General features: G+C 69.1%; 28 protein-coding genes. 14 read left to right on the top strand and 14 right to left on the bottom strand.

The genetic code is table 11. From position 1 onward, the window contains the following. Positions 1-4 precede the first annotated feature (4 nt). Together EV652_RS05115 and EV652_RS05110 are read left to right on the top strand one after the other, a co-directional pair. Positions 5-646 carry a class I SAM-dependent methyltransferase gene (locus tag EV652_RS05115; protein WP_132207836.1) on the top strand — a complete coding sequence of 214 codons (642 nt, stop codon included), beginning with the start codon at positions 5-7 and terminating at the stop codon, positions 644-646. Continuing rightward, positions 646-1,833: an MFS transporter gene (locus EV652_RS05110; protein WP_242001574.1), complete on the top strand. Its 1,188-nt coding sequence runs from the start codon at positions 646-648 to the stop codon at positions 1,831-1,833. The genes EV652_RS05115 and EV652_RS05110 overlap by 1 nt, the downstream gene beginning before the upstream one ends. Here EV652_RS05110 and EV652_RS44475 read toward each other — a convergent pair. Beyond that, positions 1,830-2,792, bottom strand: a complete 963-nt coding sequence (locus EV652_RS44475; protein ID WP_199238028.1) for a hypothetical protein — start codon at positions 2,790-2,792, stop codon at positions 1,830-1,832. The genes EV652_RS05110 and EV652_RS44475 overlap by 4 nt on opposite strands. A 61-nt stretch (positions 2,793-2,853) precedes the next feature. On the opposite strand from EV652_RS44475, the gene EV652_RS05100 reads away from it, so the two are divergent. Further along, positions 2,854-3,822 carry a helix-turn-helix transcriptional regulator gene (locus EV652_RS05100; protein ID WP_132207834.1) on the top strand — a complete coding sequence of 323 codons (969 nt, stop codon included), beginning with the start codon at positions 2,854-2,856 and terminating at the stop codon, positions 3,820-3,822. Here the strand turns inward: EV652_RS05100 and EV652_RS05095 are convergent. Next, positions 3,810-4,295, bottom strand: coding sequence for a MarR family transcriptional regulator (locus EV652_RS05095; RefSeq protein WP_132207833.1), 486 nt, complete (start codon positions 4,293-4,295; stop codon positions 3,810-3,812). The genes EV652_RS05100 and EV652_RS05095 overlap by 13 nt on opposite strands. A 66-nt stretch (positions 4,296-4,361) precedes the next feature. Here EV652_RS05095 and EV652_RS05090 point away from each other — a divergent pair, with 66 nt between their 5' ends. Then, positions 4,362-5,000, top strand: a complete 639-nt coding sequence (locus EV652_RS05090; protein ID WP_132207832.1) for an NAD(P)-dependent oxidoreductase — start codon at positions 4,362-4,364, stop codon at positions 4,998-5,000. A 17-nt stretch (positions 5,001-5,017) separates the two neighbouring features. After that, positions 5,018-5,887 carry an NAD(P)H-binding protein gene (locus EV652_RS05085; protein WP_132207831.1) on the top strand — a complete coding sequence of 290 codons (870 nt, stop codon included), beginning with the start codon at positions 5,018-5,020 and terminating at the stop codon, positions 5,885-5,887. Between the two features lie 93 nt (positions 5,888-5,980). On the opposite strand, the gene EV652_RS05080 is transcribed toward EV652_RS05085, so the two are convergent. The 3 genes from EV652_RS05080 to EV652_RS05070 all read right to left on the bottom strand — a co-directional run bounded on the left by EV652_RS05080 (position 5,981) and on the right by EV652_RS05070 (position 8,305). Then, positions 5,981-6,928 (bottom strand): hypothetical protein, encoded by a 948-nt coding sequence (locus EV652_RS05080; protein WP_132207830.1) that lies wholly within the window; start codon positions 6,926-6,928, stop codon positions 5,981-5,983. A gap of 113 nt (positions 6,929-7,041) precedes the next feature. Beyond that, the gene (locus EV652_RS05075; RefSeq protein ID WP_132207829.1) at positions 7,042-7,311 is read right to left on the bottom strand and encodes a hypothetical protein; all 270 of its coding nucleotides are present in this window, start codon (positions 7,309-7,311) and stop codon (positions 7,042-7,044) included. 7 nt (positions 7,312-7,318) lie between these two features. Continuing rightward, a complete protein-coding gene (locus EV652_RS05070; RefSeq protein WP_132207828.1) occupies positions 7,319-8,305 on the bottom strand; it encodes a P1 family peptidase in 987 nt (328 codons plus the stop codon). On the opposite strand from EV652_RS05070, the gene EV652_RS05065 reads away from it, so the two are divergent. From EV652_RS05065 to EV652_RS05050, 4 genes are read left to right on the top strand one after another with little or no spacing between them, the layout of a single operon-like run. Continuing rightward, complete coding sequence (locus EV652_RS05065) at positions 8,304-9,017, top strand: MBL fold metallo-hydrolase (RefSeq protein ID WP_132207827.1); 714 nt, start codon at positions 8,304-8,306, stop codon at positions 9,015-9,017. The genes EV652_RS05070 and EV652_RS05065 overlap by 2 nt on opposite strands. Before the next feature lie 49 nt (positions 9,018-9,066). Next, positions 9,067-9,330, top strand: coding sequence for a phosphoribosyl-ATP diphosphatase (locus EV652_RS05060; protein ID WP_132207826.1), 264 nt, complete (start codon positions 9,067-9,069; stop codon positions 9,328-9,330). Positions 9,331-9,381: 51 nt separating this feature from the next. After that, positions 9,382-10,230 (top strand): ATP phosphoribosyltransferase, encoded by an 849-nt coding sequence (gene hisG, locus EV652_RS05055; protein WP_132207825.1) that lies wholly within the window; start codon positions 9,382-9,384, stop codon positions 10,228-10,230. A 1-nt stretch (position 10,231) separates the two neighbouring features. Continuing rightward, positions 10,232-10,690 carry a PH domain-containing protein gene (locus EV652_RS05050; RefSeq protein ID WP_242001573.1) on the top strand — a complete coding sequence of 153 codons (459 nt, stop codon included), beginning with the start codon at positions 10,232-10,234 and terminating at the stop codon, positions 10,688-10,690. Here the strand turns inward: EV652_RS05050 and EV652_RS05045 are convergent. Next, positions 10,674-11,567 carry an aldose 1-epimerase family protein gene (locus EV652_RS05045; protein ID WP_132207824.1) on the bottom strand — a complete coding sequence of 298 codons (894 nt, stop codon included), beginning with the start codon at positions 11,565-11,567 and terminating at the stop codon, positions 10,674-10,676. The genes EV652_RS05050 and EV652_RS05045 overlap by 17 nt on opposite strands. A gap of 235 nt (positions 11,568-11,802) precedes the next feature. Between EV652_RS05045 and EV652_RS05040 the strand changes: the two genes are divergently transcribed. From EV652_RS05040 to EV652_RS05030, 3 genes are all read left to right on the top strand, one after another. Beyond that, a complete protein-coding gene (locus tag EV652_RS05040; RefSeq protein ID WP_132207823.1) occupies positions 11,803-12,156 on the top strand; it encodes a YciI family protein in 354 nt (117 codons plus the stop codon). 6 nt (positions 12,157-12,162) lie between these two features. After that, positions 12,163-13,398, top strand: a complete 1,236-nt coding sequence (locus EV652_RS05035) for an RNA polymerase sigma factor (protein ID WP_132207822.1) — start codon at positions 12,163-12,165, stop codon at positions 13,396-13,398. Between the two features lie 97 nt (positions 13,399-13,495). Then, positions 13,496-14,305: a class I SAM-dependent methyltransferase gene (locus tag EV652_RS05030; protein WP_242001572.1), complete on the top strand. Its 810-nt coding sequence runs from the start codon at positions 13,496-13,498 to the stop codon at positions 14,303-14,305. On the opposite strand, the gene EV652_RS05025 is transcribed toward EV652_RS05030, so the two are convergent. After that, positions 14,259-14,924, bottom strand: a complete 666-nt coding sequence (locus tag EV652_RS05025; RefSeq protein WP_132207821.1) for a uridine kinase family protein — start codon at positions 14,922-14,924, stop codon at positions 14,259-14,261. The two genes, EV652_RS05030 and EV652_RS05025, sit on opposite strands and share 47 nt — an antisense overlap. After that, positions 14,911-15,414, bottom strand: a complete 504-nt coding sequence (locus EV652_RS05020; protein WP_132207820.1) for a hypothetical protein — start codon at positions 15,412-15,414, stop codon at positions 14,911-14,913. The genes EV652_RS05025 and EV652_RS05020 overlap by 14 nt, the downstream gene beginning before the upstream one ends. A gap of 100 nt (positions 15,415-15,514) precedes the next feature. Between EV652_RS05020 and EV652_RS05015 the strand changes: the two genes are divergently transcribed. Beyond that, the gene (locus tag EV652_RS05015; protein ID WP_132207819.1) at positions 15,515-16,018 is read left to right on the top strand and encodes an SseB family protein; all 504 of its coding nucleotides are present in this window, start codon (positions 15,515-15,517) and stop codon (positions 16,016-16,018) included. 30 nt (positions 16,019-16,048) lie between these two features. Here the strand turns inward: EV652_RS05015 and EV652_RS05010 are convergent, their stop codons facing one another. Genes EV652_RS05010 through EV652_RS05000 form a run of 3 tightly spaced genes read right to left on the bottom strand, consistent with a single transcriptional unit; the run spans position 16,049 to position 19,664 of the window. After that, entirely contained in the window at positions 16,049-18,502 is a 2,454-nt protein-coding gene (locus EV652_RS05010) for an ABC transporter permease (RefSeq protein ID WP_132207818.1), read from the bottom strand. Beyond that, positions 18,499-19,242 (bottom strand): ABC transporter ATP-binding protein, encoded by a 744-nt coding sequence (locus EV652_RS05005; RefSeq protein WP_132207817.1) that lies wholly within the window; start codon positions 19,240-19,242, stop codon positions 18,499-18,501. Before EV652_RS05005 ends, EV652_RS05010 begins: the two co-directional genes overlap by 4 nt. Then, the gene (locus EV652_RS05000) at positions 19,239-19,664 is read right to left on the bottom strand and encodes a DUF1707 domain-containing protein (protein ID WP_132207816.1); all 426 of its coding nucleotides are present in this window, start codon (positions 19,662-19,664) and stop codon (positions 19,239-19,241) included. Before EV652_RS05000 ends, EV652_RS05005 begins: the two co-directional genes overlap by 4 nt. Positions 19,665-19,824: 160 nt before the next feature. Here EV652_RS05000 and EV652_RS04995 point away from each other — a divergent pair, with 160 nt between their 5' ends. Then, complete coding sequence (locus tag EV652_RS04995; RefSeq protein ID WP_132207815.1) at positions 19,825-20,544, top strand: TetR/AcrR family transcriptional regulator; 720 nt, start codon at positions 19,825-19,827, stop codon at positions 20,542-20,544. Here the strand turns inward: EV652_RS04995 and EV652_RS04990 are convergent. The 3 genes from EV652_RS04990 to EV652_RS45715 form a co-directional block, all read right to left on the bottom strand. Next, positions 20,541-21,704, bottom strand: coding sequence for a glycoside hydrolase 5 family protein (locus tag EV652_RS04990; protein ID WP_132207814.1), 1,164 nt, complete (start codon positions 21,702-21,704; stop codon positions 20,541-20,543). The two genes, EV652_RS04995 and EV652_RS04990, sit on opposite strands and share 4 nt — an antisense overlap. 117 nt (positions 21,705-21,821) lie before the next feature. Further along, complete coding sequence (locus EV652_RS04985) at positions 21,822-22,838, bottom strand: LacI family DNA-binding transcriptional regulator (protein WP_132207813.1); 1,017 nt, start codon at positions 22,836-22,838, stop codon at positions 21,822-21,824. A gap of 38 nt (positions 22,839-22,876) precedes the next feature. Beyond that, on the bottom strand, positions 22,877-23,008 hold the full coding sequence (locus EV652_RS45715) for a hypothetical protein (protein WP_255512570.1): 132 nt from the start codon (positions 23,006-23,008) through the stop codon (positions 22,877-22,879). Positions 23,009-23,010: the final 2 nt, after the last annotated feature.

The following is a 23,010-nucleotide window of genomic DNA, read 5'->3' as shown; positions in this document are numbered from 1 at the left end:
GGCTATGGACTGGCACAGCTGGCACGGTGACTACGACGTGCCCGATTCGTGGCTCGCGCGGCGGCTGGCCGTCGTACAGGAGCAGATTCGCACCGCGCTGGATGCCTGCCCGCCCGGTCCGCTGACGGTCGTCAGTCTGTGCGCGGGCGAGGGCAGTGACCTGCTGGAAGTGCTGCCGACCCACCCGCGCCGCGACGACGTCCGGGCCCGGCTCGTCGAGCTTGATCCACGCAGTACGGCGGTCGCCGAGGAGTCGATCCGGGTCGCGGGGCTGACCGGCGTCGAGGTGGTCGAGGGCGACGCCGCGCTGGTCGATCACTACCAGGATCTGGTGCCGGCCGACGTCGTACTCGTCTGCGGGGTGTTCGGCAACATCGTCGACGCCGACATCGAGCGGACCGTCGACACCTGCCGCCAGCTCACGAAGTCCGGCGGCACGGTCATCTGGACGCGGCACCGCGGCGAGCCCGATCTGGTGCCGACGATCTGCCGCTGGTTCGAGGAGCGCGAGTTCGACCGGGTCTGGCTGTCCGACCCGGAGGCGGGCTTCGGCGTCGGCGTCCATCGCTTGACCGGACGACCAGATCCGCTCAAACTTGCTCGAAGCATGTTTGTTTTCGCCGGTTATGAGCAATTGGGAGGATAGTGAACTACCGACCCCTCATCTGGCTTGCGGTAGCGACCTTCTCGACCGGCATCGACGGCTACGTGCTGGCCGGTCTGCTCCCCGCCATCGCCGAGGACCTGAACGTCGTCGAGGCGGCCGCCGGGCAGCTGGTGTCAGTGTTCGCGCTGACGTCCGCGCTCGCGGCGCCGCTGCTCAGCACCATGACAAGCCGCTGGGAGCGTCGCCGGACCATCGCGTGGGCGCTGGGCGTCTTCGTCCTCGGCAACCTCATCGTCGGCTTGGCGACCACCTACCCGATCGCGCTCGGTGGCCGGGTGGTGGCGGCGCTCGGCGGATGCCTGCTCAACGCAGCCGTCACCGGCTACGTGCTCGCCCTGACACCGGCCAAGGACCACGGCAAGGCGCTGTCCTTCGTACTCGGCGGCTGGATGGCCGCGACCGCGCTCGGAGTGCCGGTCGGCCTGGTGCTCGGGCAGTCGAGTTGGCGGCTCCCGATGATCCTGGTCGCGGTGGTGGGCACCATCGCGCTGACCGGCATCCTGCTCAAGCTGCCGCGCCTGCATCTCCCGTCCGGAACGCTGGCGGACCGCTTGCGCCCGCTCGGCCAACCGCGCCTGCTGGCCGGTCTGCTCGTCACGACCGGCATCCTCTGCAGCAGCTACGTCTGCTTCACCTACGCCACCCTGATCCTGGGTCCGTCCTTCACGGCCGAGTGGACGATCATCCTGATCATGTTCGGCTACGGCCTGGCCAGCATGCTCGGCAACGCAGTGACCGGCCGGCTCGTCGACCGCTACACGGCGCTCCGAGTGCTCACCGTCGTACTGACCGGGCTCCTCCTGGACGCCGCGCTGGGGGCGCTCGCGTTCAGGGTGGTGCCGCTCGGCACCGCACTGGCTGTCGCGGGTCTGGTGTGGTTCTTCGTCGCCGGGATCGGCAACGGCGGCGCAGCCGTTCCCCAGCAGGCCCGCCTCGCCGCCCTCGCCCCGGACTCCGCGGCCATCGTGATGGCGCTGAACGGCAGCGCCATCTCGCTGGGCGTTGCCTTGGGCGGTGGCCTCGGTGGCATCACCTTGGCGGCTGGGGCGTCACCGCACGGGCTGCTCGTCGTCGCCGCCGCCATCCTCGCCCTGACGTTGGGCCTCCACCTGCTCGTAGCGAAAGCCCGGCGCTACGACGAGGTTCCTGCCCAAGGCCGTGCCTAGCCGATTCTGGTGTGTTGCATTTTCCAGTTGGGGATCCAGGTGTTGCCGCCGTCGACCGAGAAGGACTGTTCCCAGGCGGCTTTGTCGGTGCCTGGGGTCCAGGTGAAGCGGACGTCGATCGGCTGCCCCTCCCAGACGTCCGGTCCTTCGAAGATCCCGGTGCCGTCGTCGCGGAACGAGCCGATGACCGGTGTCTCGAGTTGGCCGCGCAGGCTGTTGATCCAATGGATCGCCCAGGTCTTCGACTCGGGGTTGTAGATGCGCAGCGTCGCGCCACGGAAGCCTTCGGTCGGGAACCAGCCCTCGTCGAAGCTGACGGCACCGTCCATGTACGTCGTGACTTCCATCTCCGACTGCATGTCGTACCACTCGGCCTCGGCGCCGAGCGCGGGCTTGCGACGGCTGTTGTGCATGTCCCACTTGCCGACGAGGAAGTCGAAGTCACCGGTCAGCTTCGGTACGTCGAGTGACGGCGGCGGCGTGTCCCGCCGGGTGAAGTCCATGACCCAGTTGAGTTCCCAGGTCTTCCCGCCGTCGTTTGAGTAGCACTGCTCCCAGTGCGCGGTCTGCTCGGTGATGTCGGACCACTCGTAGCTGACCAGGATCGGCTGCCCATCCAGCTCGTCCTCACCGACCAGCCGGCACGACGTACCGTCCTCCGACCAGCGACCGTGGACCGGCGGATACAGCTGCATCGTCCTGCTGTCGATCCACCAGATGCTCCACTCCTTCTCCACCGGGTCGAACAGCCGGACCGACATCCCGTACCGCCGCTGCGTCGGAAACCGCATCTCGTCGATGCTGATCGCCCCGTCGAAATGGGTCCGCGCGGTCGTCGTCCCGTCGAACTCGTTCCACTCGTCGCAGCCCACGAAGGCTTCCTTCAGGGTTCGGTGCCGTACGTCGAAGTACCCGTTCAGGAAGTCGAAGTCGCCGGTCACCTTGGTCCATGTCGTCATGCAGTCAGCGTGACGGTGAAACCTGACAGCGCATGGCAGTGTTCGGAGCTAACCTCGGATCATGCGTTCGAGCCGGCTGCTGTCGATCCTGCTGTTGCTGCAGACCCGCAGGCAGCTGACCGCGCGTGAGCTCGCCGAAGAGCTGGAGGTCTCGCTCCGCACGATCTACCGCGATGTCGAGGCACTCGCGGCGGCCGGAGTTCCTGTGTACGCCGACCAAGGTCGAGCCGGTGGTTATCGCTTGGTCGAGGGCTACCGCACTCGCCTCACCGGACTCACCGAGCAGGAGGCGGCAGCGCTCTTCCTGGTCGGCATGCCCGGTCCGGCCGCGGCGCTCGGGCTGACCGCGGAGACGAGTGCGGCCGAGCTGAAGCTGCTGGCGGCGCTGGCCCCGGACCAACGCGACCGAGCCGGCCGGCTGAAGAACCGCTTCCACCTCGATCTGCCCGCGTGGTACCAGGACGCCGAGAACTCGCAGCACCTCTCCGCCGTGGCCGACGCCGTCCTGCACGACCGCCGGATCAAGGTGCTGTACCGGCGCTGGGAGGCACCCCGCGAGGTCGAGCGCGTGCTCGAACCGTACGGCCTCGTGCTCAAGAACGGTGCCTGGTACGTCGTCGCCGCCACGGGGAACGGGATGCGGACGTACCGGGTCGCCAGCATCCTCGAGCTCACCTCGACCGAGGAAGAGTTCGAGCGGCCGGCGGACTTCGACCTGGCCGGCTTCTGGCAGGAGCGCCTGGCGGACTTCGACCAGACTCGCTTCACCGCCGAGGCCGTTGTACGCGTGTCGGCCGGGCTCGCCGGGCGCATGCACGACGTGTCGTTCCCGGTCTTGGTGAAGGCGGTCGCCGCAGCCGAGCCGGCGGACGACGGGACTGTGACGGTCACCGTGCCGATCGAGTCGATCGGCAACGCGGCAGCCGCCTTCTGCCGGTTCGGGAACGCCCTCGAGGTGCTCGATCCGCCCGAGTTGCGGGCCGAGCTGGTCAAGCTCGGCCGCACGCTGGTGACCCTCTACGACTCCTGATTCAGCTTCTCGGTCGCGGAGCGGCCGGCCTCGGCACTGCGGCGGAGGAAGCCCGCGATGACGTCCAGTTCGTCTTCGGTGTAGTCGGCCAGGACGTCGTCCATCGCGCCGAGCATCGGCTGGTAGAGCCGGAAGACCTCGATACCGCGGTCGGGCAGGACCCGGATGGTCACGCTGCGCCGGTCTCCCCGGGCCCGGTCCCGGGCGATCCAGCCGGCCCGCTCGAGCCGGTCCAGGATGCCTGTCAGCGTGGCCGGGTGCAGGCCGGCCTGGCGGGCCAGCGCGCTCGGGGTCAACGGTCCACTCCGCGCCAGCACGTCCAGGCAGTCGAGGTCGATGTCCTTCAGCGCCAGCCGGCCGCCCACCTGGTGATTGAGCAGCGCGAGCTGGATGCGCAGGTCGCGCAGCGCGGCCTTGATCTCGTTGCCGGTCCGCCGGCGGTGACGCGGGTCACCCGGTTGTGTCTGTTCCATATCTTATGAGTTCCGTACTATATGAGTTACAGAGAAGCTTCACGGTATCGCAACTGGAGGAGTCGGATGAAGATCACGGTGTTCGGGGCGACCGGCGGGATCGGTGGTCACGTCGTGCAGCAGGCGTTGGATGCGGGGCACAAGGTGACGGCGGTCGTTCGCGCGTCGTCGTCGTACCAGGTCGAGAATCCGTCGCTCGAGGTGGTCCGGGTGCCCGGGCTGACCGAGGCCGGGCCGCTGCTGGAGGCGGTGGACGGGAGTGAGGCGGTCATCTCCGGGGTCGGGCCGCGTGGACGGAAGGACGGTCCGGTCGCCTCCGGCAGCACCCGCTCGATCCTGGCCGCGCTGTCCGAGACCGGCGTACGGCGTTTCGTCGCGGTGAGCGCGGCGCCACTCGGACCGGCCGCGCCCGACGAGAGCTTCCTCAACCGCCGGCTGCTGCTGCCGATGATCAACGCGTTCGCGGCCGACGTGTACGCCGACCTGCGGGTGATGGAGGCGGACATCGTCAGCAGCGGCGCCGAGTGGACGATCGTCCGGCCACCGAAGCTCACCAACAAGGCGCTGACCGGGAACTACCGCACGGCCGTCGGCGGCACTGTTTCCCGCGGCTACACCATCTCCCGCGCCGACGTCGCCCACCTGATGCTCGCCGCGATCGACGACCCGGCCATGGTCGACCGGCCCGTCGGCATCGCGTACTGACCGAGAGGAACCAACTCATGATCCTGATCACCGGAGCAACGGGAACCGTCGGCCGCCCACTGGTCGAGCTGCTGAAGAGCAGGGAGATCACCGTCCGCGCAGTCAGCCGGTCCGCCGATGGTGCTTTGCCGGCAGGCGTTGAGCCCGTCATCGCGGATCTGGCCCGGCCGGAGAGTCTCGCGCCTGCGCTGGAGGGTGTGAGCACGCTGTTCGTGCACCCGCGCGCCGTCGGGGAGTCCGCCGGCAAGCTGCTGGCGATGGCGGCCGAGCAGGGTGTTCGCCGGGTGGTGGTGCTGTCGGCGATCAACGTCGACGACGACCCGGCGTACCAGCCGTCGCGGCAGAACGGCGACCGCAACAAGGAAGTAGAGGATGCGGTCACCGGCAGCGAGCTGCCGTGGGTGGCAGTGCGATCCAGCACGTTCGCCGTCAACGCCATCGGGATGTTCGGCGCGCAGGTCCGGGCCGGCGACGTGGTCCGCGGTCCGTATGCGAACTTCGCCGAATCGTCGATCCACGAGGCGGATCTGGCCGCCGTGATCGCGCACGCGCTGCTTCATGACGACCTGGACGGCCGCCGGATCCCGGTCACCGGGCCGCAGTCGCTCACCCACGAAGAACAGGTCGCCGTCATCGGCACGGTGCTCGGCCGGTCGCTGACCTTCGTGGAGGTCCCGGCGGAGGCGGCCGCGGAAGGTCTGGTCGCCCGCGGCATCCCCGGCGCCTTCGTCACCGCCCTGATGGCCAGGTATGCCCGCGGTGCCGGGCAACCCGCGGAGGTCACCGATCAGGTGGAGCGGATCCTCGGCCGCCCCGCCCGCACCTTCGCCGACTGGGTCGGCGACCACACGCACGCGTTCCTCCGGGACACCGCATCACCAGCCTGATGGGGTCCGTGGCGCAGGAGACAGCAACTGGGTCGGCCGGTCCAGTACTGACTCCTGCCACACGGTGCGGAGCTGTGGTTGGAGAACTGACTGCTAGCTGACCGTGACCCCGGCGGCTTCGAAGTTGTAGGTCTTGCCGCCGAACTTCAGTGCGTCAACCGCGCCGGAGAACGCGTAGTCCCGGCCCTTGCTGACGGTCGCCGTGAGTAGCTTGGCGTCGTCGCCGCCGTCACTCAGGTAGGCGAGCATCTCGGTCCAGGTGCACCGGGCGCCGTTGATCGAGCACGCCGTTCCGTTGAAGGCGGTCCCGGTCAGGCCCCAGTGCTTGACCGCGTCAGTAGTGGCGTTGAAGGTCGTCCACTGATTGGCGGTCCCGTTGGCCGGTGCGTACACCAGCGACGAGTAGTTCGACGCCACCGCGGTCACGTTCGGGTCGATCTCGAAGATGATGCTCGGCATGTTGTTGCCCAGGGCGTTGTTTTCGCCGGTCGTGTAGACCGAGAACCCGACCGTGCCGAGGTCCTTCACGTTCCCGCCGGCGAAGTCGACCTCGTTGCCGAAGGCCACCTTGTCGGCCGCGGACGCGGTGTGCAGGTTGAGGGCGCCGTCACCGAGCGGCGACTGGGTGGACGTCGTGGCGAGTTCGGTGTCGGCCGCGCCGATCACGTTGCGGTGCACCGTGCCCCAGTGCTTCAGGTACGTCGGGCCTGCCTTGTTCAGCTTGCTCTGGACTGCCGGGGCGAGGTCGACCTCTGCCACCACGCCGTCCTTCAGCTTGGCCGATGTGTCCACCCCGTTCGCTCCGACCGCGAGCATCTTGGCGACGAACGCCTTCTCCAGGTCGCTCTCGCCGAGGCTGTAGTTGACCACCTGGCTCGAGGCCACCGAGTTGCGGACCAGCGGATAGGTGATCCCCGTAGCAGTCTGGCCGGTGATGACGGCGTCAGCCGCACCACCACCGAGCACCGAGATACCGACAGCGGTGACAACCAGCGTGAATGCGGATCCTGCCGCCGCGAGGCGGTTCTTCGAGTTCAACATGATTCCCCTTGCTTCCACCCCGAACGGGGCGGAATTGCGGTGCCGCCAGGAGTCGAACCCGGCCCATCCCCCGCACACCTAGCCGCGGCCTAGACCGCTCACTGTCCGTCAACCTACCGGTCATTGACAGTAAGCGGAACAGTCGAGCCGTCCGCAAAGCCGGGTAGCGGCGACCGCGCGGGCTGGCGGAGCTTGGCCGTCCAGTACGCCGCTCCTTGGACGAGAAGGATCGCGAACAGGGCGAAGCCGGTCAGGTTGGGCGCCGTCACCGGGAAGCCGATCAGGCTGAACCAGATCACGAACTGCAGCGGGATGTTCGCGAGTTCCCAGAGCGCGAGCGACCGCAACCGGCGTCGTACCCAGGTACGGGAGCGATGATGCATCGGGCGACTATCTCAAGCGGATGAGGTCGTGGGGGACGGCGTGGGCGGTTCGGCCCCGGAAACCGGTTGTGGTGGTGGCCATGGTCAACGAGTTGAGGAGGGCTTCCTCCACGGACTCGGTGGTGGCCTGGAAGGGGCCGCGGAGCTGGCGGTCGACGAAGGCCGATCGTCGGTTGGTGGTGAAGGCGATGGCGTAGTCGCCGCTGCCGGGGCCGAAGTCGGAGCCCACGCGCCCCATCGCGAAGACGGCCCGGCGGGCGACGCGGCCGAGTTGGCGGGCGTCGAGGGGGAGGTCGGTCGCGACGACGATCATGCAGGAGTTGCCGTCGCCATCGACCGGTTGCGCCGGGTCCGATTGCGCCGGGACCGGTTGCGCCGGGATCGGGGTGCCGAGAACGGTCAGCGTGCCGGAGAAGTTGGCTTGGACCAGCACGCCGATCGTGCCCGAGTCGAGCGTGCGGGACGCCGTACCGATGCCGGCCTTGAAACCGAGGGCCTCGGTCCCGGTGCCGGCGCCGACGCAGCCCTCGGCAGGCAGGTCGGTGGAGGCCGAGTCGAGAGCGGCGTGGACGTGCTCAGGGGTGATCGGGCGGCGGCGGATGTCGGAGAGGTGACCGTCGTTGGTCTCGCCGACGACCGGGTTGAGGCTGGTCGCCTTCGGGTCCCGGTCGAGCAGCCAGGTGAGCAACGCGTCGGCGACCCGGAAGACGCTCAGCGTGCCGGTCAGCAGTACCGGGGTCTCGATCACGCCCAGCTCGTCCACCTGGCTCGAGCCGACGAGCTTTCCGTACCCGTTGCCGACCGCAACCGCGGCCGGCAGACCGTCCGCGTAGCCGTCCGGCACGATCGCGGTCACCCCGGTGTTCAGGTCGCCGGTGGAGATCGTGGTCTGGCCGACGCGCACCCCTGGTACGTCGGTGATCGCGTTGAGCGGGCCGGGCGGCAGCGTGCCGACGGTGACGCCGAGGTCGCGGACTCTCCGGGGAGTTTGCATGGCAGCTATCGTCGGCCAGGTGCTGGAACAGGTGAACGACCGGGTGTGGCTCTACCCGCACGACCCAGACCCGGACGCGATCCGTCCGTCGGTCGCGGTGATCGCGGACGATCGGGGGAGCGTGCTGATCGACGCCGGGAACAGCCCTGAACACGCCCGGGCCATCCAGGCGGCGATCGCAGAGGCCGGACTGCCGGCGCCGAGGTGGCTGGTCTACACGCACCACCACTGGGACCACATCTGGGGTGCCTGTGCCTGGCCCGATGTGACGGTTGTTGCCCACACCGCGGCGGTCGAAATCCTGGCCGAGGAAGCCGAGCGCCCTTGGAGTCACCGGTACCTCCGCGACCAGGTCGAGGCGAATCCCAAACTCGGGCCTTCATTCCGGGCGCGTGCCCTCGCCGTACCCGACTGGACCGACTTCCGGGTCGTCCTCCCGGACCTGACCTTCGAGGACACGCTCACACTGCCGACGGGCGTCGTACTGCGTCATGTCGGTGGGAACCACGCGCCGGACTCGCTGGTCGCGATGGACTCGGGCGTCATCCTCCTCGGCGACTCCTTCTACCCGCCGCCGTTCCACCTCCGCGGTCCGGAGGACACCGTCGACTACGGCCTGATCAAGCGACTGCTGAACGAACGTCACTCCTGGTACATCGATGCTCACTCATCTCCGCGCCGGCTCTCGGAGGCCCTGGCGGAGTCCGGTTAGCGGACCTGGGGGCGGGGGAGTCGCGCCGGGCATCTAGGCTGGGCGCGCGATGAAGACCTTTGAGGAACTGTTTGCCGAGCTGGGTGAGAAGGCGCTGACGCGGCCGGAGGGATCCGGGACCGTGGCGGCGCTGGATGCCGGCGTGCACGCGATCGGCAAGAAGCTGGTCGAGGAGGCCGCCGAGTCCTGGATGGCTGCCGAGTACGAGAGCAAGGAGCGGGCCGCGGAGGAGCTGTCCCAGCTGCTCTACCACGCGCAGGTGATGATGCACTCGCTCGGCCTGGACCTCGACGACGTGTACCGACATCTGTAGGAGTCGATCCCGCGGACACCGGTTCACTTCTTCTTCAGAAAGGGCAGTGCAATGCTGCGCGTCGCCGTACCCAACAAGGGCTCGCTGAGCGAGGCCGCCACCGAAATCCTGACCGAGGCCGGCTACAAACAGCGCCGGTCCACCAAGGACCTCGTGCTCGCCGACGCCGCGAACGAGGTCGAGTTCTACTACCTGCGCCCCCGCGACATCGCCGTGTACGTCGGCGAGGGCACGCTCGACGTCGGCATCTCCGGCCGTGACCTGGTGCTCGACTCCCACGCCGACGCCGAGGAGATCCTCGAGCTCGGGTTCGGCGGGTCCACCTTCCGGTTCGCCGGTCCGCCCGGGGCCGCCGACTCGATCAAGGACCTGGCCGGCAAGCGGATCGCCACCTCGTACGCCGGGGTGCTGCAGGACCACCTGTCCGAGCACGGGGTCGAGGCCTCGGTGGTCCGCCTCGACGGCGCGGTCGAGTCGGCCGTCCAGCTCGGCGTCGCGGACGTGATCGCGGATGTCGTCGAGACCGGTACGACGTTGCGCCAGGCCGGACTAGAGGTGTTCGGCGACCCGATCCTGAAGTCCGAGGCGGTGCTGATCAAGCGGCACGGCGTGGAGACCCCGCCGAACGGGTTGCAGCAGCTGGTCCGCCGGCTCGAGGGCGTCCTGATCGCGCGCAACTACGTGATGATGGACTACGACATCCGGGCCGAGCAGGTCGACGCGGCCACCGCCGTCGCGCCGGGGCTGGAGTCGCCGACGGTGTCGCCGCTGCACCGCCAGGGCTGGGTCGCCGTCCGGGTGATGGTGCAGCGGGCCGACGCGCAGCGCATCATGGACCAGCTGTGGGAGGTGGGCGCGCGTGCCATCCTCACCACTGACATCCACGCCTGCCGGATCTGACGTGAGGGGCGACCAGCGGCTGTACACCTTCCATCCGCGGATCGTCGCGGTGATGTCCGGTGGCATGGGGTTGTCGCTGATCGCGGTCTTCGGGGTGATCTGGTTCCGGTTGTCGGAGGACTCCCGGGACACGTTCAGCTGGTTCCAGCGGCTGACGTTGCTGGCGTTCTTCGGCGCAATCCTGTGGATCCTGTACCGGATGACGACGCTGCGGGTGTCGGCGTACCCGGACCATCTGCGGGTGCGGAACGTCTTCAAGTCCTACACGCTGCCGTGGGACTCGGTGACCGCGTTGCGCTTCCGGCCGGGGGACGCGTGGCTCCAGCTGTTCGACGCCGACGGCAACCGGCTGGGCATCCTCGCGGTCCAGGCCGCCGAGGGTGCCCGGGCGAGTCGGGCGGCCAAGGAGCTGGCCGCCGTCGCCCGCGACCAAGGGGCCGGACCTAGACGGACACCGTGAGGCTGGTCGCGTGTGAGTCGCCAGGCTTGAGGACCACCAGGTTCTGGCCGGTGATGAAGGCGTTCGGCGGACACGTCATCGGCTCGACAGCGAGCGCCGTACGCCCGATCGCGGCGCCGGTGTAGAGCTGCATCCAGACCGTGTCACTGGTCAGGACCGAGCGGTTGCCGGAGTCCGGATCCGTCAGCGTCACCGACCACGAGCCGCCGCCCAGCCCGGTGAACGCGTTGTCGATGTCGAGATCCCCGATCACCCGGCCTTGGTGGAAGTCGTACGGCGAACCGGTCACCGGCGACAACCCGATCGGCGTCATCCGCTCCGGTGACACCTCCAGCCACTCGGCCGCGTGGAACTCGAGCACGCACTCGTCGATCGCCCGGCCGACGCTCAGATAGGGATGCATTCCATACCCGTACGGCGCATCACTCGTGCCGACGTTGGTCGCGGTGGCGGTCACAGTGAGCCCGTCGACCAGCTGGTAGGTGAGGCGGAGATCGAGCTGATGCGGGTACCCGGGATGGCCGTGCAGCCGGTGAGCGACCTCGACCACCGCCGGGTCGGTGCCGTCGTCCACCCGCTCCCAGTTCGCCCAGCGGGTCAGGCCGTGCATCGCGTTCTGGCGCTCCGGCTCGGTCAGGTCCAGTTGCTGATCGACACCCTCGAACGTGTACTTCCCGTCGGTGATCCGGTTCGGCCACGGGAACAGGTGCTGCCCGATCCCCGCCTGCGCCGGCTCGTCCTCGCCGTACCCGAGCAGCACCGCGCGCCCGTCGTACGTGAGCCCGCGGAGTCCGCCGCCAACGCTCACCACCGTCGCGGCGTACCCGTCGGCGGTGAGGACCCATTGCTCCCCGGAGGGCAGAACCTGTGCGCTCATATCCCCATCCTCACCCATCAACGGACCGGTCCGTTCGGCCGTCACTGGTACCGAATGACAGGAGGTAAAGCGGCACGTCCCCGCGGCCTCCGCCTGTGCGCTCCGCCGGAGGCCGGTTCCGGCCCGGATACCTCCTGTCGTTCGGTACCCGTCACAAGATTCTCCGGCGGGCGTGTCCATAGCAGGCTGACCCGTTCGTGGAGATGCTGTAAACACGCCAACAGGAGGATCCGAGATGAAGTATCTGCTGCTGATCAATGCCGGTGAGCTCGACCTGAGTGGCGGTGCGGTCGGGTGTGAGCCGGAGGACTGGATGCGGTTCGACAAGGAGATCCAGGACGCCGGAGTCGTGGTCTCGGCCGAGTCGCTGGCCGATCTGGTCACCTCGACCCGGGTGCAGGTCGCGAACGACGGCCAGCGGTCCGTGACCGACGGGCCGTTCGCCGAGACGCGGGAGGTCCTCGGTGGTTTCTACGTGATCGACGTCCCGGACCTGGATGTCGCGCTCGAGTGGGCGGCCAAGTGCCCCGGCTCCCGGGGCGGCGGTTCGATCGACGTCCGTCCGGTCGCCGAGTTCCCGGGGGCCTGATCCACGATGCACGCACAGGTCGAGGCGGTGTTCCGGGAGGAGCGCGGGCGGTTGCTGGCCGCGCTCGCCCGGAGGTTCGGTGACCTCGACCTGGCCGAGGAGGTCGCTTCGGAAGCGATCGAGGCGGCGCTGGTGAGGTGGCCGGTCGACGGCGTGCCGCCGAACCCGGGTGCGTGGCTGATGACCACCGCGCGGCGGAAGGCGGTCGACCGGTTGCGGCGCGACCAGGTGTACGCCGCCAAACTCGCCATCCTGCAGGTCGAGGCCGACCGGGCCGCGCCTGCGACCGAGGGCGATCAGCTGCCGGACGAGCGGCTGCAGTTGTTCTTCACCTGCGCTCATCCGGCCCTGGCGGCCGAGGACCGCGGTGCGCTGACGCTGCGGTGCCTGGCCGGGCTGACCACACCGGAGGTGGCCCGGGCGTTCCTCGTCCCGACCGCGACGATGGCCAAACGGATCGTCCGGGCGAAGAAGAAGATCAAGGACGCGCGGATCCCGTTCCGGGTGCCTGGTGCGGACGAGTTGCCGGAACGCCTGCCGGGCGTCCTGCAGGTGATCTACTCGGTCTTCACCGAGGGGTACGCGGCCAGCTCGGGACCGTTCCTGCAGCGCCTCGACCTCGCCGAGGAGGCGATCCGGCTGGCCCGGATCCTGCGCCGGCTGCTTCCGGACGAACGCGAGGTCGCCGGTCTGCTCGCCCTGATGCTGCTGATCCACGCCCGGCGCGACGCCCGTACCGGCCCGGACGGCGAGATCGTCCTGCTCGACGATCAGGACCGCAGCCGCTGGGATCGCGACCAGATCTCCGAGGGCAGCGACCTGGTCGTCGCCGCACTCACCGGCGGCACGGCCGGACCGTACGGCGTCCAGGCCGCGATCGCCGCCCTGCACGACGAGGCGGCCGATGTGGCCGGCACCGACTGGCCGCAGATCGTCGCCCTGTACGACATCCTGATCACGATCGACCCGTCGCCGGTGGTCGCCCTCAACCGGGCAGCCGCGATCGCGATGCGCGACGGACCCGAGGCGGGTCTGGCGCTGCTCGACGAACTGTCCGACGAGCCGCGGCTGCGTGACTACCACCCTTTCCCGATGGCCCGGGCGGATCTGCTGCATCGCCTCGGCCGCTTGCCTGAGGCAACAGCGGCGTACGAACAAGCCCTTGCCCTGGCCGGCACCGAACCCGATCGAGCCCACCTGCGCCGCCGGCTGGCGGCGGTCACGGAGGAGACCAAGCCATGACCGACCCCAAGATTCTTGCCTGGGTCGAGGCAACCGGCCGCCCAGCGTGCCTGACCACTGCCTCCGGCTCCGCAACAGACCGCATCACGGCGGGCCTGTGACAGAAGAACGCCTGGCCCGCGTCGCCCGAGGCTGGGACGAAGCCGCGGACGGCTACGACCAGTACTTCGTCCCTCGCTTCGCCCCCTGGGTGATGGCCGCCGTCGATGCGATCGGCCGTGTGCCTGGAGGGCCGATTCTGGTGCCGTGCTGTGGGACTTTTCCCGAGCTGGATTTGTTGGTTGGGCGGTTTCCGGGTCGGGAGATTGCGGGGATCGACCTGTCCGGCGGGATGGTTCGTCGGGCTCGCGAGCGAGCGGCTCGTCTGGCGTATGCCAGCGTGGAGGTTGTGCAGGCCGATGCCTCCACGCTCGACGCACGATGGTCGGGCCGGTGTGCTGCCGTCGTATCGGTGTTCGGGCTGCAGCAACTGCCCGACCCGGAAGGTGCCCTTCGGTCGTGGCTGGGTGCGCTGGCTCCAGGCGGTCGGATGTGCGTCGTCTACTGGCCCGGCCAGACCGAAGAGGACGGTCCGTTCGCCTTGATGGGGAAGGTGATCGGCGAACGCAGCGACTACTCGTGGGAGGACCGGCTCGTCGGTGCGCTCGACGAGGCCGTGATCGAACGCGACGAGCTGGTGTCCTACCCGATGACCCATCCGGACGCGGCGACGTACTTCGATGCCGCCGATCACGCCGGGCCGATGAGAGCTCTAGCGCTGGCCCGGGGTGACGCGTACATCGCCGAACTCCGGGCACGTTTCGTGGCCAAGGCACCCGCGGGGGAGTGGACCCACCATCCGCGAGCGCGGCTGATCGTGGTCAGGAAGCCGCTGAGTCGTGCGGCGGCAGCGCCACCGACTTCGTGACGAGCTCGAGAGCGGGGTCGTGCGGCGTCGACGGGTCGCCGTCGACGATGACATGAGCCCGGGAGCGGGTCGCCTGATCGGCGAAATGGTCGCGCTCCCAACGCATCCACTCGAGCCAGTGGTCGCGCAGTGCCTCGCCGTCGCGGGCGATCCCGCGATCCAGGCGGACCTCGTTCGACGTCTCGATCCACAGCCGCAGTGACTGCCAGTGGTCGGCGTCGCGGTCGCATGACGTGACGCCTTCGACGATCAGCAGTTCGACGGTCACGGGTACGACGTGGAGCTCGGCGTACGCACCGACGTGCCAGTCGTAGCGCCGGTACCGTCCTTCGCGGCCGTCCGCGATCCGCTGTAGTACGTGGTCGCGCAACAGACCGAATCCACGGACGGCGCCGGTCCAGCCGTCGTACAGGTCGTCCATGTGGATGACGCGGGTGTGGAGTCCGCGGGCTTCGGCGCGGGCCGCGATCGTCGCCGCGAGGGTGGATTTACCGGAGCCGGCCGGTCCGTCGATGCTGATCAGCCGGGTTTTGCCGAGCCGGGGTGGGGCGGCCTGGACGTGGTCCAGCAGGGAGTCGACGGTCAGCGTGGCAGTGGCTTTCGTGTCAGTTGATTCCATGGCGCTTCAAGATGTCCTCGATCTCGTCGAACTCCGACGATTCCTGCTGCTTCGCCTTCGACCCCTTGGCAGGCTTGGCAGCTTTGGCGGGAGCGGCCGACGCGGGTTCGGGACCCGTCGCGGTCAGCTCACCCGCGGGCGAGGCGGGCTTTGACTGTGTCTTGTCCTTTGGTGCCCTGTTCCCCCCACGGCCGCGGGCCACACCCGAAACGACGTACAGCACGACCGAGACGCCGAACAGCGCGACCCCGGCCCACACGGTGGGGGAGAAGATCAGGTGGGTGACCCAGCTGACGGTCGAGCGCACCACATCCCAGACCAACTCGAGCAGGCCGGTCAGGTACAGCGAGACCGGCAACAGGGACCAGGCCACGCCACGGGTACCGGCCGCCGCCCCGCGGCGCCGCCAGGCGGTCCACGAGCCGATCAGGCCGAGCAGCGTGAGGCCCACACAGAACGGCAGCAGCGTCAGATCGTTGAAGTCAGGCACATACCCAGGCTCGCACAGTCCCCCGCGGAACCAAGCCGGGAACAGCCCTGGTACCACCCTGAAACCCCACCCCGGGGAGGCCGAGTGGAGAATACGGGGCATGCAACCAGAGCGCCGCCTGGCCTTCACCGGCTTCGACAACGACGACGGGTCGGCCGACCCCGCGCTGGCGAAGGCGCTCGCAGAGGGTGACCACGGGGCAGTGTTGGCCGCGCTGACCAAGGCCCGCCTGCTGGTGCCGGTGGTGGCGATGCTCGGCGAGGTCGAGTACGACGAGAACGGGCTGGCCCACGACAAGACCTCGGACATGGCGGTCGCGCTGCTCCAAGGCCAGGACGGCCGCAACGCCCTGCTCGCTTTCACCGGCACCGAGAGCCTGGCCCGCTGGAGCCCGGACGCCCGCCCGATGCCGGCGCAGTCCCAGCTGGTCGCGACCGCGACAGTCCAGGAAGGCGCCGCCGCGATCGTCCTCGACATCGCCGGCCCCGCCGCCGGGGTGATCGAGACCGACGACGTACGACGCCTCGCCGCCGGCCTCCAGGTGATCCGCCTGGAAGACGGCGGCTACGCGTGGATCGAACCACCTCCGCTTTCCGGAACCTAGGCGTCACAGAGCACCTTTCTTCCGGAAACCTCACCCGATCGGTGAGCTGAGCGCATCCATTGGCTTGGGGCGCATGGCGAGTCGCGCGGTGACGGCGGTGGTGGGCAGGACCAGCAGCAGTACGACGGCGATCCAGCCGAGCAGGACCCAGGGCGAGCCGGAGGGGATCGGCCAGCCGCGCGTCGCGACCGCGATCGGGAGCACCGCGCAGGCCGCGGCCAGGACACCGAGGACCAGGCCGAGTGCTGCGATCACCAGGTGCTCCAGGTAGAGCATCGCCTTCACCTGCCGCCGGGTCGAGCCCGTCAGCCGTTGAAGACCGAACTCCCGCCGCCGGTCGAGGACAGCGACCGCGATCGTGTTGATCGAGGCGATCGCCGTGTACGCGATCGCGATCCCGGCCAGCAGGTACCCGATCCAGGCGTCGATCCCGAGCCCCGCGTCGTACCCGGCCCCGAGCACGTCGCGCCCGCCGACGGTTGCCCCAGGCAACTCGGCCGCCGCGATCACCTGATCGGGGTGCTCAGCCCGCAACAACACCTGTGCGGGCAGTCCGGTCGTGGTGTGCGCGGCCAGCAGCGCCGAGGGCAACAACAGTGACTCATAGCCGTCGGGACCCTCGGCGAGCGCGACCACCTTGACCTTCACCAGCGCGTTGTCGCCTAGGCGGAGGCCGAGCTCGGAACCGACGCCCACCTTCAGCTTGCGAGCGGCGTCCGGCGGCAACGCGACGGTCGAGCCGGTGAGGTCTTCGAGCGATCCCGCCTTCACTTTGCCCTTGTAGACCGGTCCGTTGAGACCCAGTAGCGGCCATGGATCGCTGGTGTGCGAGGTGTCGTACGGCTCCTCGATCCAACCTTTGCTGCGGACCAGTTCGGATGCTGCGGTGACTCCCGGCAGCGATCGCAGCTCCTCGAACTGTCCGGGCGTGACGCCTGCGGGGCTCGTCACGACGACGTTGGCGGAGAGGTTGTCAGTGTACGCCTCGACCGCTGCCTTCTGCTGAGTGGTCTGGGCGTAGATGTTGCCCAGCGCGATCGCCGAGGCGAGTGTGATCGGCACCAGGATCGCGGTGAACTGCGCCGCCCGCACCCGAAGGTTGATCACGGCGAGAAACCCGCTGGAGCCACGCTTCTCGAGCAGCGCCGTCACCCGCGGCACCAGTGCCGACCGGATCACCAGCGGTCCGAGGATCGCGACCGCGATCGAACCGGTCAGCCCGGCCGGCCCACCGATCGCCGCCGCGTTCACCGGACTCATGAACATGGTCGAGACCGCGATGCACCCGGTCCCGATCGCGAACACGGCCCCGACAATGAGCCGCGGCCGGCCGATCACCCCAGCCGGTACGGCGGCCTCTGCCAGCGCCTGGATCGGCCGGATCCGCGCCGCCCGTCCGGCCGCGAAGCCGACCGTTGTCCGCAACACCACGAACGTCAGCAGCGCGGCGCCCGCGAACGGCAACGGCCCTTGGTCGAACCGCAACTGCGACGGCACGATCCCGTTGCCGGTCAACATCCCGAAGATCCAGTCGCCCGCGACCCGGCCGGACAACAGTCCGAGCGCCAGGCCGATCACGCCGACCACCATCGTCTCTGTGACCACCATCCGGCGGACCTGTCGCGGGGTCGCGCCGCTGGCCCTGAGCAACGCCAGTTCACGCCGTCGCTGGCGCACCGACAGCCCGATCGTGGCCGACACGACCAGTGCCATCACCACGGCCACCATCCCACCGAAGACGCCGGACATGATGATCAGCGGCAGACTCGTCGCGATCCCGGTGTACTCCGCGACGCCCCGGTCATCCCCGATGTACGCCGCTACGCCGTCCGGCAGCTCCAGTCGTCGTACCAGCTCACGAGCCGAAACCCCCGGTGCCGGGAACACTCCGACCGCGTCGAACCCCCGCGGAGCCAGCCGGGCGGCATCCGCGTCGGCGAAGAAGACCGAGGGCAGGTCCACCTTGGCCGCCGCAACTCCGGCGACGGTGACAGCCTGCGGCTCTCCGTTGACGATCACGCTGATCCGATCACCCAACTGAGGACCGAGCTTGGCGTCGACCACTACCTCGCCGCTCGCCGGCGTGTGGCCCGCGATCAGCTGGTACAGCGCCAACGCGGCCGAGCTCCACCCATGCCCACCGATCACGTCCTTGCTCCCAGCAACCATGGCCGGGAAGGAACGATCCGGGATCACCTGTGCGACTCCCGTCGTACCGGCGAGCTTGGTGACGAGGGCTGCGTCCACGCGGTGCCGTTCGGGGAAGGCGACGGAGCCGGAGCCGTTGGGTGGGTGGTACGCCGGGTCGCCGGTGACGACGATCGGTGCGGCGGCGAGTCGCTGTGGCGGTGCGTTGAGCCGGAGTCCGGTTTCGAGGAGGCCGCCGGCGGCGCAGAGCAGAGCGCTGCCGAGGGTCACCGCGACAAGGATCGCGAGGAACGCCGCCGCCCGGTGGCGGAGGCTGGAGAAGGCGAGGCGGATCATGGCGAGACCTTCGATCGGGACGAGAGCTGGGCAAGTTGTGCCGCGACAGACTCGGGCGTCGGCCGGGCGGCTTCGGAGACGATCCGGCCGTCGACCAGGAAGACCACGCGATCGGCGTACGACGCCGCGACCGGGTCATGGGTGACCATCACGATCGTCTGGCCCTGAGCCCGCGACTGGTCCCGGAGCAGTGACAGCACCTCAAGAGCGGTGGCCGTGTCCAGCGCTCCGGTCGGCTCGTCGGCGAACGTGATCGCCGTCCGCGCTGCCAACGCCCGCGCGATCGCCACTCGTTGTTGCTGACCACCTGACAGCTCACTCGGCCGATGCCGGACCCGGTCGCCGAGCCCGACACGCTGGATCACCTCGGAGACCCACGCCCGGTCCGGCGACTTCCCTGCCAACGTGAGCGGCAGTACGACGTTCTGCCGCACCGTCAGCGTCGGCATCAGATTGAACGACTGGAACACGAAAGCCACGTGCTCACGGCGCAACTCGGTCAACGCGGTCTCGTTAAGTCCACGCAGGGACCGGCCGACCAGTTGTACGTCGCCGGACGTCGGCGAATCAAGTCCGGCGGCGCAGTGCAGCAGCGTGCTCTTGCCGGACCCGGACGGGCCCATCACCGCGGTGAACGTGCCCTCGGCGAAGCCGTGGGTGACACCGTCCAACGCGGTGACCGAGCCGGGACCGGTGCCGTAGACCTTGCTGACCTCGGTGAGCTGGACCGCCGCGTTCACCGCTCCACCTGTACGTCGGTCTTGCGGTGGTACGACTCGTGGGTCCACCAGAGGATGCCGACGACGAGACCGAGTCCGGCATCGGAGAACAGCCACCACGGCCAGTCGAGGTTCCCGAAGGCCGCCATCGTCAGCCAGACGACGAACTGCACCACGCACGTCACCAGCCAGACGGCAGTGACCACGCGCAACGCGACAGTGAGACCGTCGGACGGGACAGCGCCGTCGACCCCGTCGAAGACCTGGCGGAGCTCGCCGCGGTTGCGGGCGGTGTGCAGGAGGTCCCGGCGGACGACGGCCTGCGGCGGAGTGAGGGTGCCGTACCGGACGGCGTGGTCCAGCTTGGCGGCGGCGGTCTGCCGGTCGGTGTCGGAGAGGCAGACCTGGTCGGGCATCAACAGCGGGTCGAAGACGGTGTTCATCAGGAGTACCTGCTTTCTGCTCAGGCGCCCCGGAGGGCGTGTTCTCGGGCTCTTGATGAAATAGCGTAAGGATTGAACAGTTTCGCCACAGGGTGCCGAGGACCCGATCTGTGGGTGGTGCTAGCACCCCTGTCGGCCGCCGTACGCGAGGATGGGAGTCATGACCGAGGACCGCGGGGGACTGCCGCCGGGGCTGGCCCTGTCGTGGGGTGTGCAGCCGGTGCAGCGGCGTGGGCCCAAGCCGGGGTTGTCGGTGGAACAGATCGTCGACACCGGGATCGAGTTCGGCGATCGGTACGGGTTCGAGGCGATCTCACTGCAGCGGATCGCGGCGCACCTCGGCGTCACCACGAACGCGATGTACCGCTACGTCCGGTCCAAGGATGAGCTGATCGTCCTGGTCCAGGACAAGGCGCTCGGTCGCGCACCGGACTCGATCCTCGCGGCCGGTGGCTGGCGGGCGGGTTCCGAGGCGTGGGTGCACGCGGCCGTCGACCGGTACGCCGAGCGTCCCTGGCTGCTCGACGTACCCATCCGGGGTGCGCCGACGACGCCGAACCAGCTGCACTGGCTGGAGGTGCTGCTCCGGGTGCTGGCGGAGACGTCGCTCAGTCAGCACGACGCACTCGGCTGTGCGGTGCTGCTGTCCGGCTACGCCCGCAGCTACTCGGCGATGGTGCGCGAGCTGACCGCCAATGTCGACGTACCGGTCCAGGCGCCGGCCGTCGGCGCATTCCTGGTGCCGCGACTCCGGGAGGCCGGCTTCGAGATGGTGGCCGCCCTCTACACAAACCAGGAGTACGAGGATGAGGTCGACGACGATCTGGACTTCGGTCTCACCCGCATCCTCGACGGCCTGCAGAAGTTGATCGAGCTCTAGCCAGGCAGAACGATCCGGACCGGGCCTGCGGCGCGGGCGGCGACCCACTGCAGGTGAAATTCGCTGCCGGGGGCAACTTCCGGCCGACGGTGCGGCTCGGTCCGCAGGTCGACGGGACACGTGAGCGTGGTCGCCGGCTGAGGGCTGATCCCGGTGGACCGGACCTCGGCGATCACGTCGGCCAACGCCTGCGCGGCCGGCTTGCGCTGGTGATCGACAGTGAACAACCCAAGGTCGTACTCACGATCCGGGAAGTCCAGCAACCGCCGGTCGATGTCGTGCGACGACCACCAGGTGACACCCCACAACGCCGGGTTGGCCAGCACCAGCTCGACCGTCCGCCGGGTGAACTCCGCCTGCAGGTCCACCGGAATGTCAGGCCCCGGTACGCCGATCTCCTGCAGCCACACCGGCCGCGCCGGATCCAGCGACGCCGCCGCGGCCAGCTCGACCAGGTAGTCCGCATGGCTGAGCGTCGCTGGACCAAGTGGACCGTCCACCCGTGAGACCCCGTTGAATACCCACGAGTGGACAGTGCTCAGATCCCCCAGATCCACCACGTCCACCGGATGGAACGGATGGTCCACCTTGTACCAGGCGTCGTCGAACACCGAGTGCAGGGCCAGTACGTCGGGCGCCGCGTTCTTGACCGTGGTCAGCAGCTCCTGTGCCCAGCTCGTCGAGCTCTCGGCGCTGGTCGCGCTGTCCGGCCAGAGGTTGTTCACCTCGTTCCCGAGCGTGATCGCGAAGACGTTCGGCTTCTCCGCCAGGGCGCGCGCGACGGTCTCGACGTACGACGTCAGGCCGTCGCGGACCGTCGGGTCCTCGAACAGGCTGGTCTTGTGCCAGGTGAGCACCCAGGACGGCAGGAAGTCGAAGCTGGAGAGGTGGCCCTGGATCAGGTCGACCGCGACGGACAGCCCGTGCTCGGCGGCGGCGTCGATGGTGTCCAGCAGGTCCTCGATCGCGCGCTCGCGGATGATCGCCCGGTTCGGCTGGATCCACGGCCAGACCGGGAACACCCGGACGTGGTCCAGGCCCATCCCGGCCAGGTCGGCGAAGTCCCGTCGTACCGCGGCGCCGTCGTAGTCGAGCCAGCTGTAGAACCAGCCGGCCGAGGGGACGTAGTTCGCGCCGAACCGGGGCGTGACGGGATGCATGCCGACGATGCTAAAACGGTTTAGGAATCCGGGCAACTTCTGCGGCTGCCCCCTCGGAGCGGGGGTTGCCCACCGAGATTCTCAGTGGGCAACCCCCCCAGCTGAGTGGGCAACCCCTCAGGCGGGGGGTGCGGTGGACTCGCGGACGGTGAGGACCGGGTCGGGGGTGCGGCGGTTGATGATCTGGGTGGGGTCGGCGATGACCTCGAGCAGCACCTCGGCGGCCTGGCGGCCGAAGTCGAAGGTGTCGCGGGACAGCGCGGTCAGTGCCGGGTGCATCAGCTGGGTCAGGATCGAGTCGTCGAAGGCAACGATCGACAGGTCGCCCGGCACCGAGACGCCCATCTCCATCGCGACCCCGAGCCCGGCCACCGCCATCACGTCGCTGTCGTACACGATCGCGGTCGGACGCTGCGACTGCGACAGCAGTTTGCGCGTGATCGCGGCCCCCTCCGCGTCGCTGAAGTCGGTCGTCAGCGACGGCGAGTCAGCGAGGCCCAGCCGGGGAGCGGCGTCGCGGAGTGCCCGGATCCGGCGCTGGGTGTGCTGGAAGTTCGGCGTACCAGCGACGTGGGCGATCCGGCGGTGACCCAGGGCGGCCAGGTACTCCACGATCGACAGCATCGCCTCACGGTCGTCGGCCCAGACCGAGGGCAGTGCGCCCTTACCGCCGCGGCCGCCGATCACCACGGCCGGCAGCTCGAGCGCCTTCAGCTCGTCGACCCGCGGGTCCTTGACGGTCAGGTCGACCAGGATCACGCCGTCGACCCGGTGCTCCGAGGTCCACCGGCGGTACACCTCGATCTCGGCCGCGGAGTCCTCGACGATCAGCAGTTGCAGCGAGATCGACTCCGCGGACAGCCCGGACTGCACGCCGGACAGCAGGTGGGCGAAGAACGGCTCCACGCCGAGGGTGCGGGCCGGCCGGGCGATCACCATCCCGACCGAGTCGACCCGGGACGCGCCGAGCGCGCGGGCGGCACTGTGCGGCCGCCAGCTCATCTGCTCGGCGATCCGCAGGATCCGCTCCCGGGTCGCGTCGCTGACCCCGGGCCGCCCGTTCAGCGCGAACGACACCGCGCCCTTGGACACACCGGCCCGGTTCGCGATGTCGGCGATCGTCGGTCTCGCCACTGGTACCTCCCTTCAGAGGGTGTATGGGAACTCTGCGCCTACTGCGCGGCGCTCGGCGGGCACAGCGCCGCGTTGGAGGACAAGGCACGGAGAAACCCACTCCGAGCCTTGTCCTCGGCCTTGCGCTGCACTCCGCCGAGCGCCTGCTCGCCCCGGCGCAGAGTTCCCATAC

This window comes from Kribbella steppae (genome assembly GCF_004342025.1).
In the GTDB taxonomy this organism is placed as follows: Bacteria; Actinomycetota; Actinomycetes; order Propionibacteriales; family Kribbellaceae; genus Kribbella; species Kribbella steppae.
This window is presented reverse-complemented; position numbering and strand designations above follow the sequence as displayed.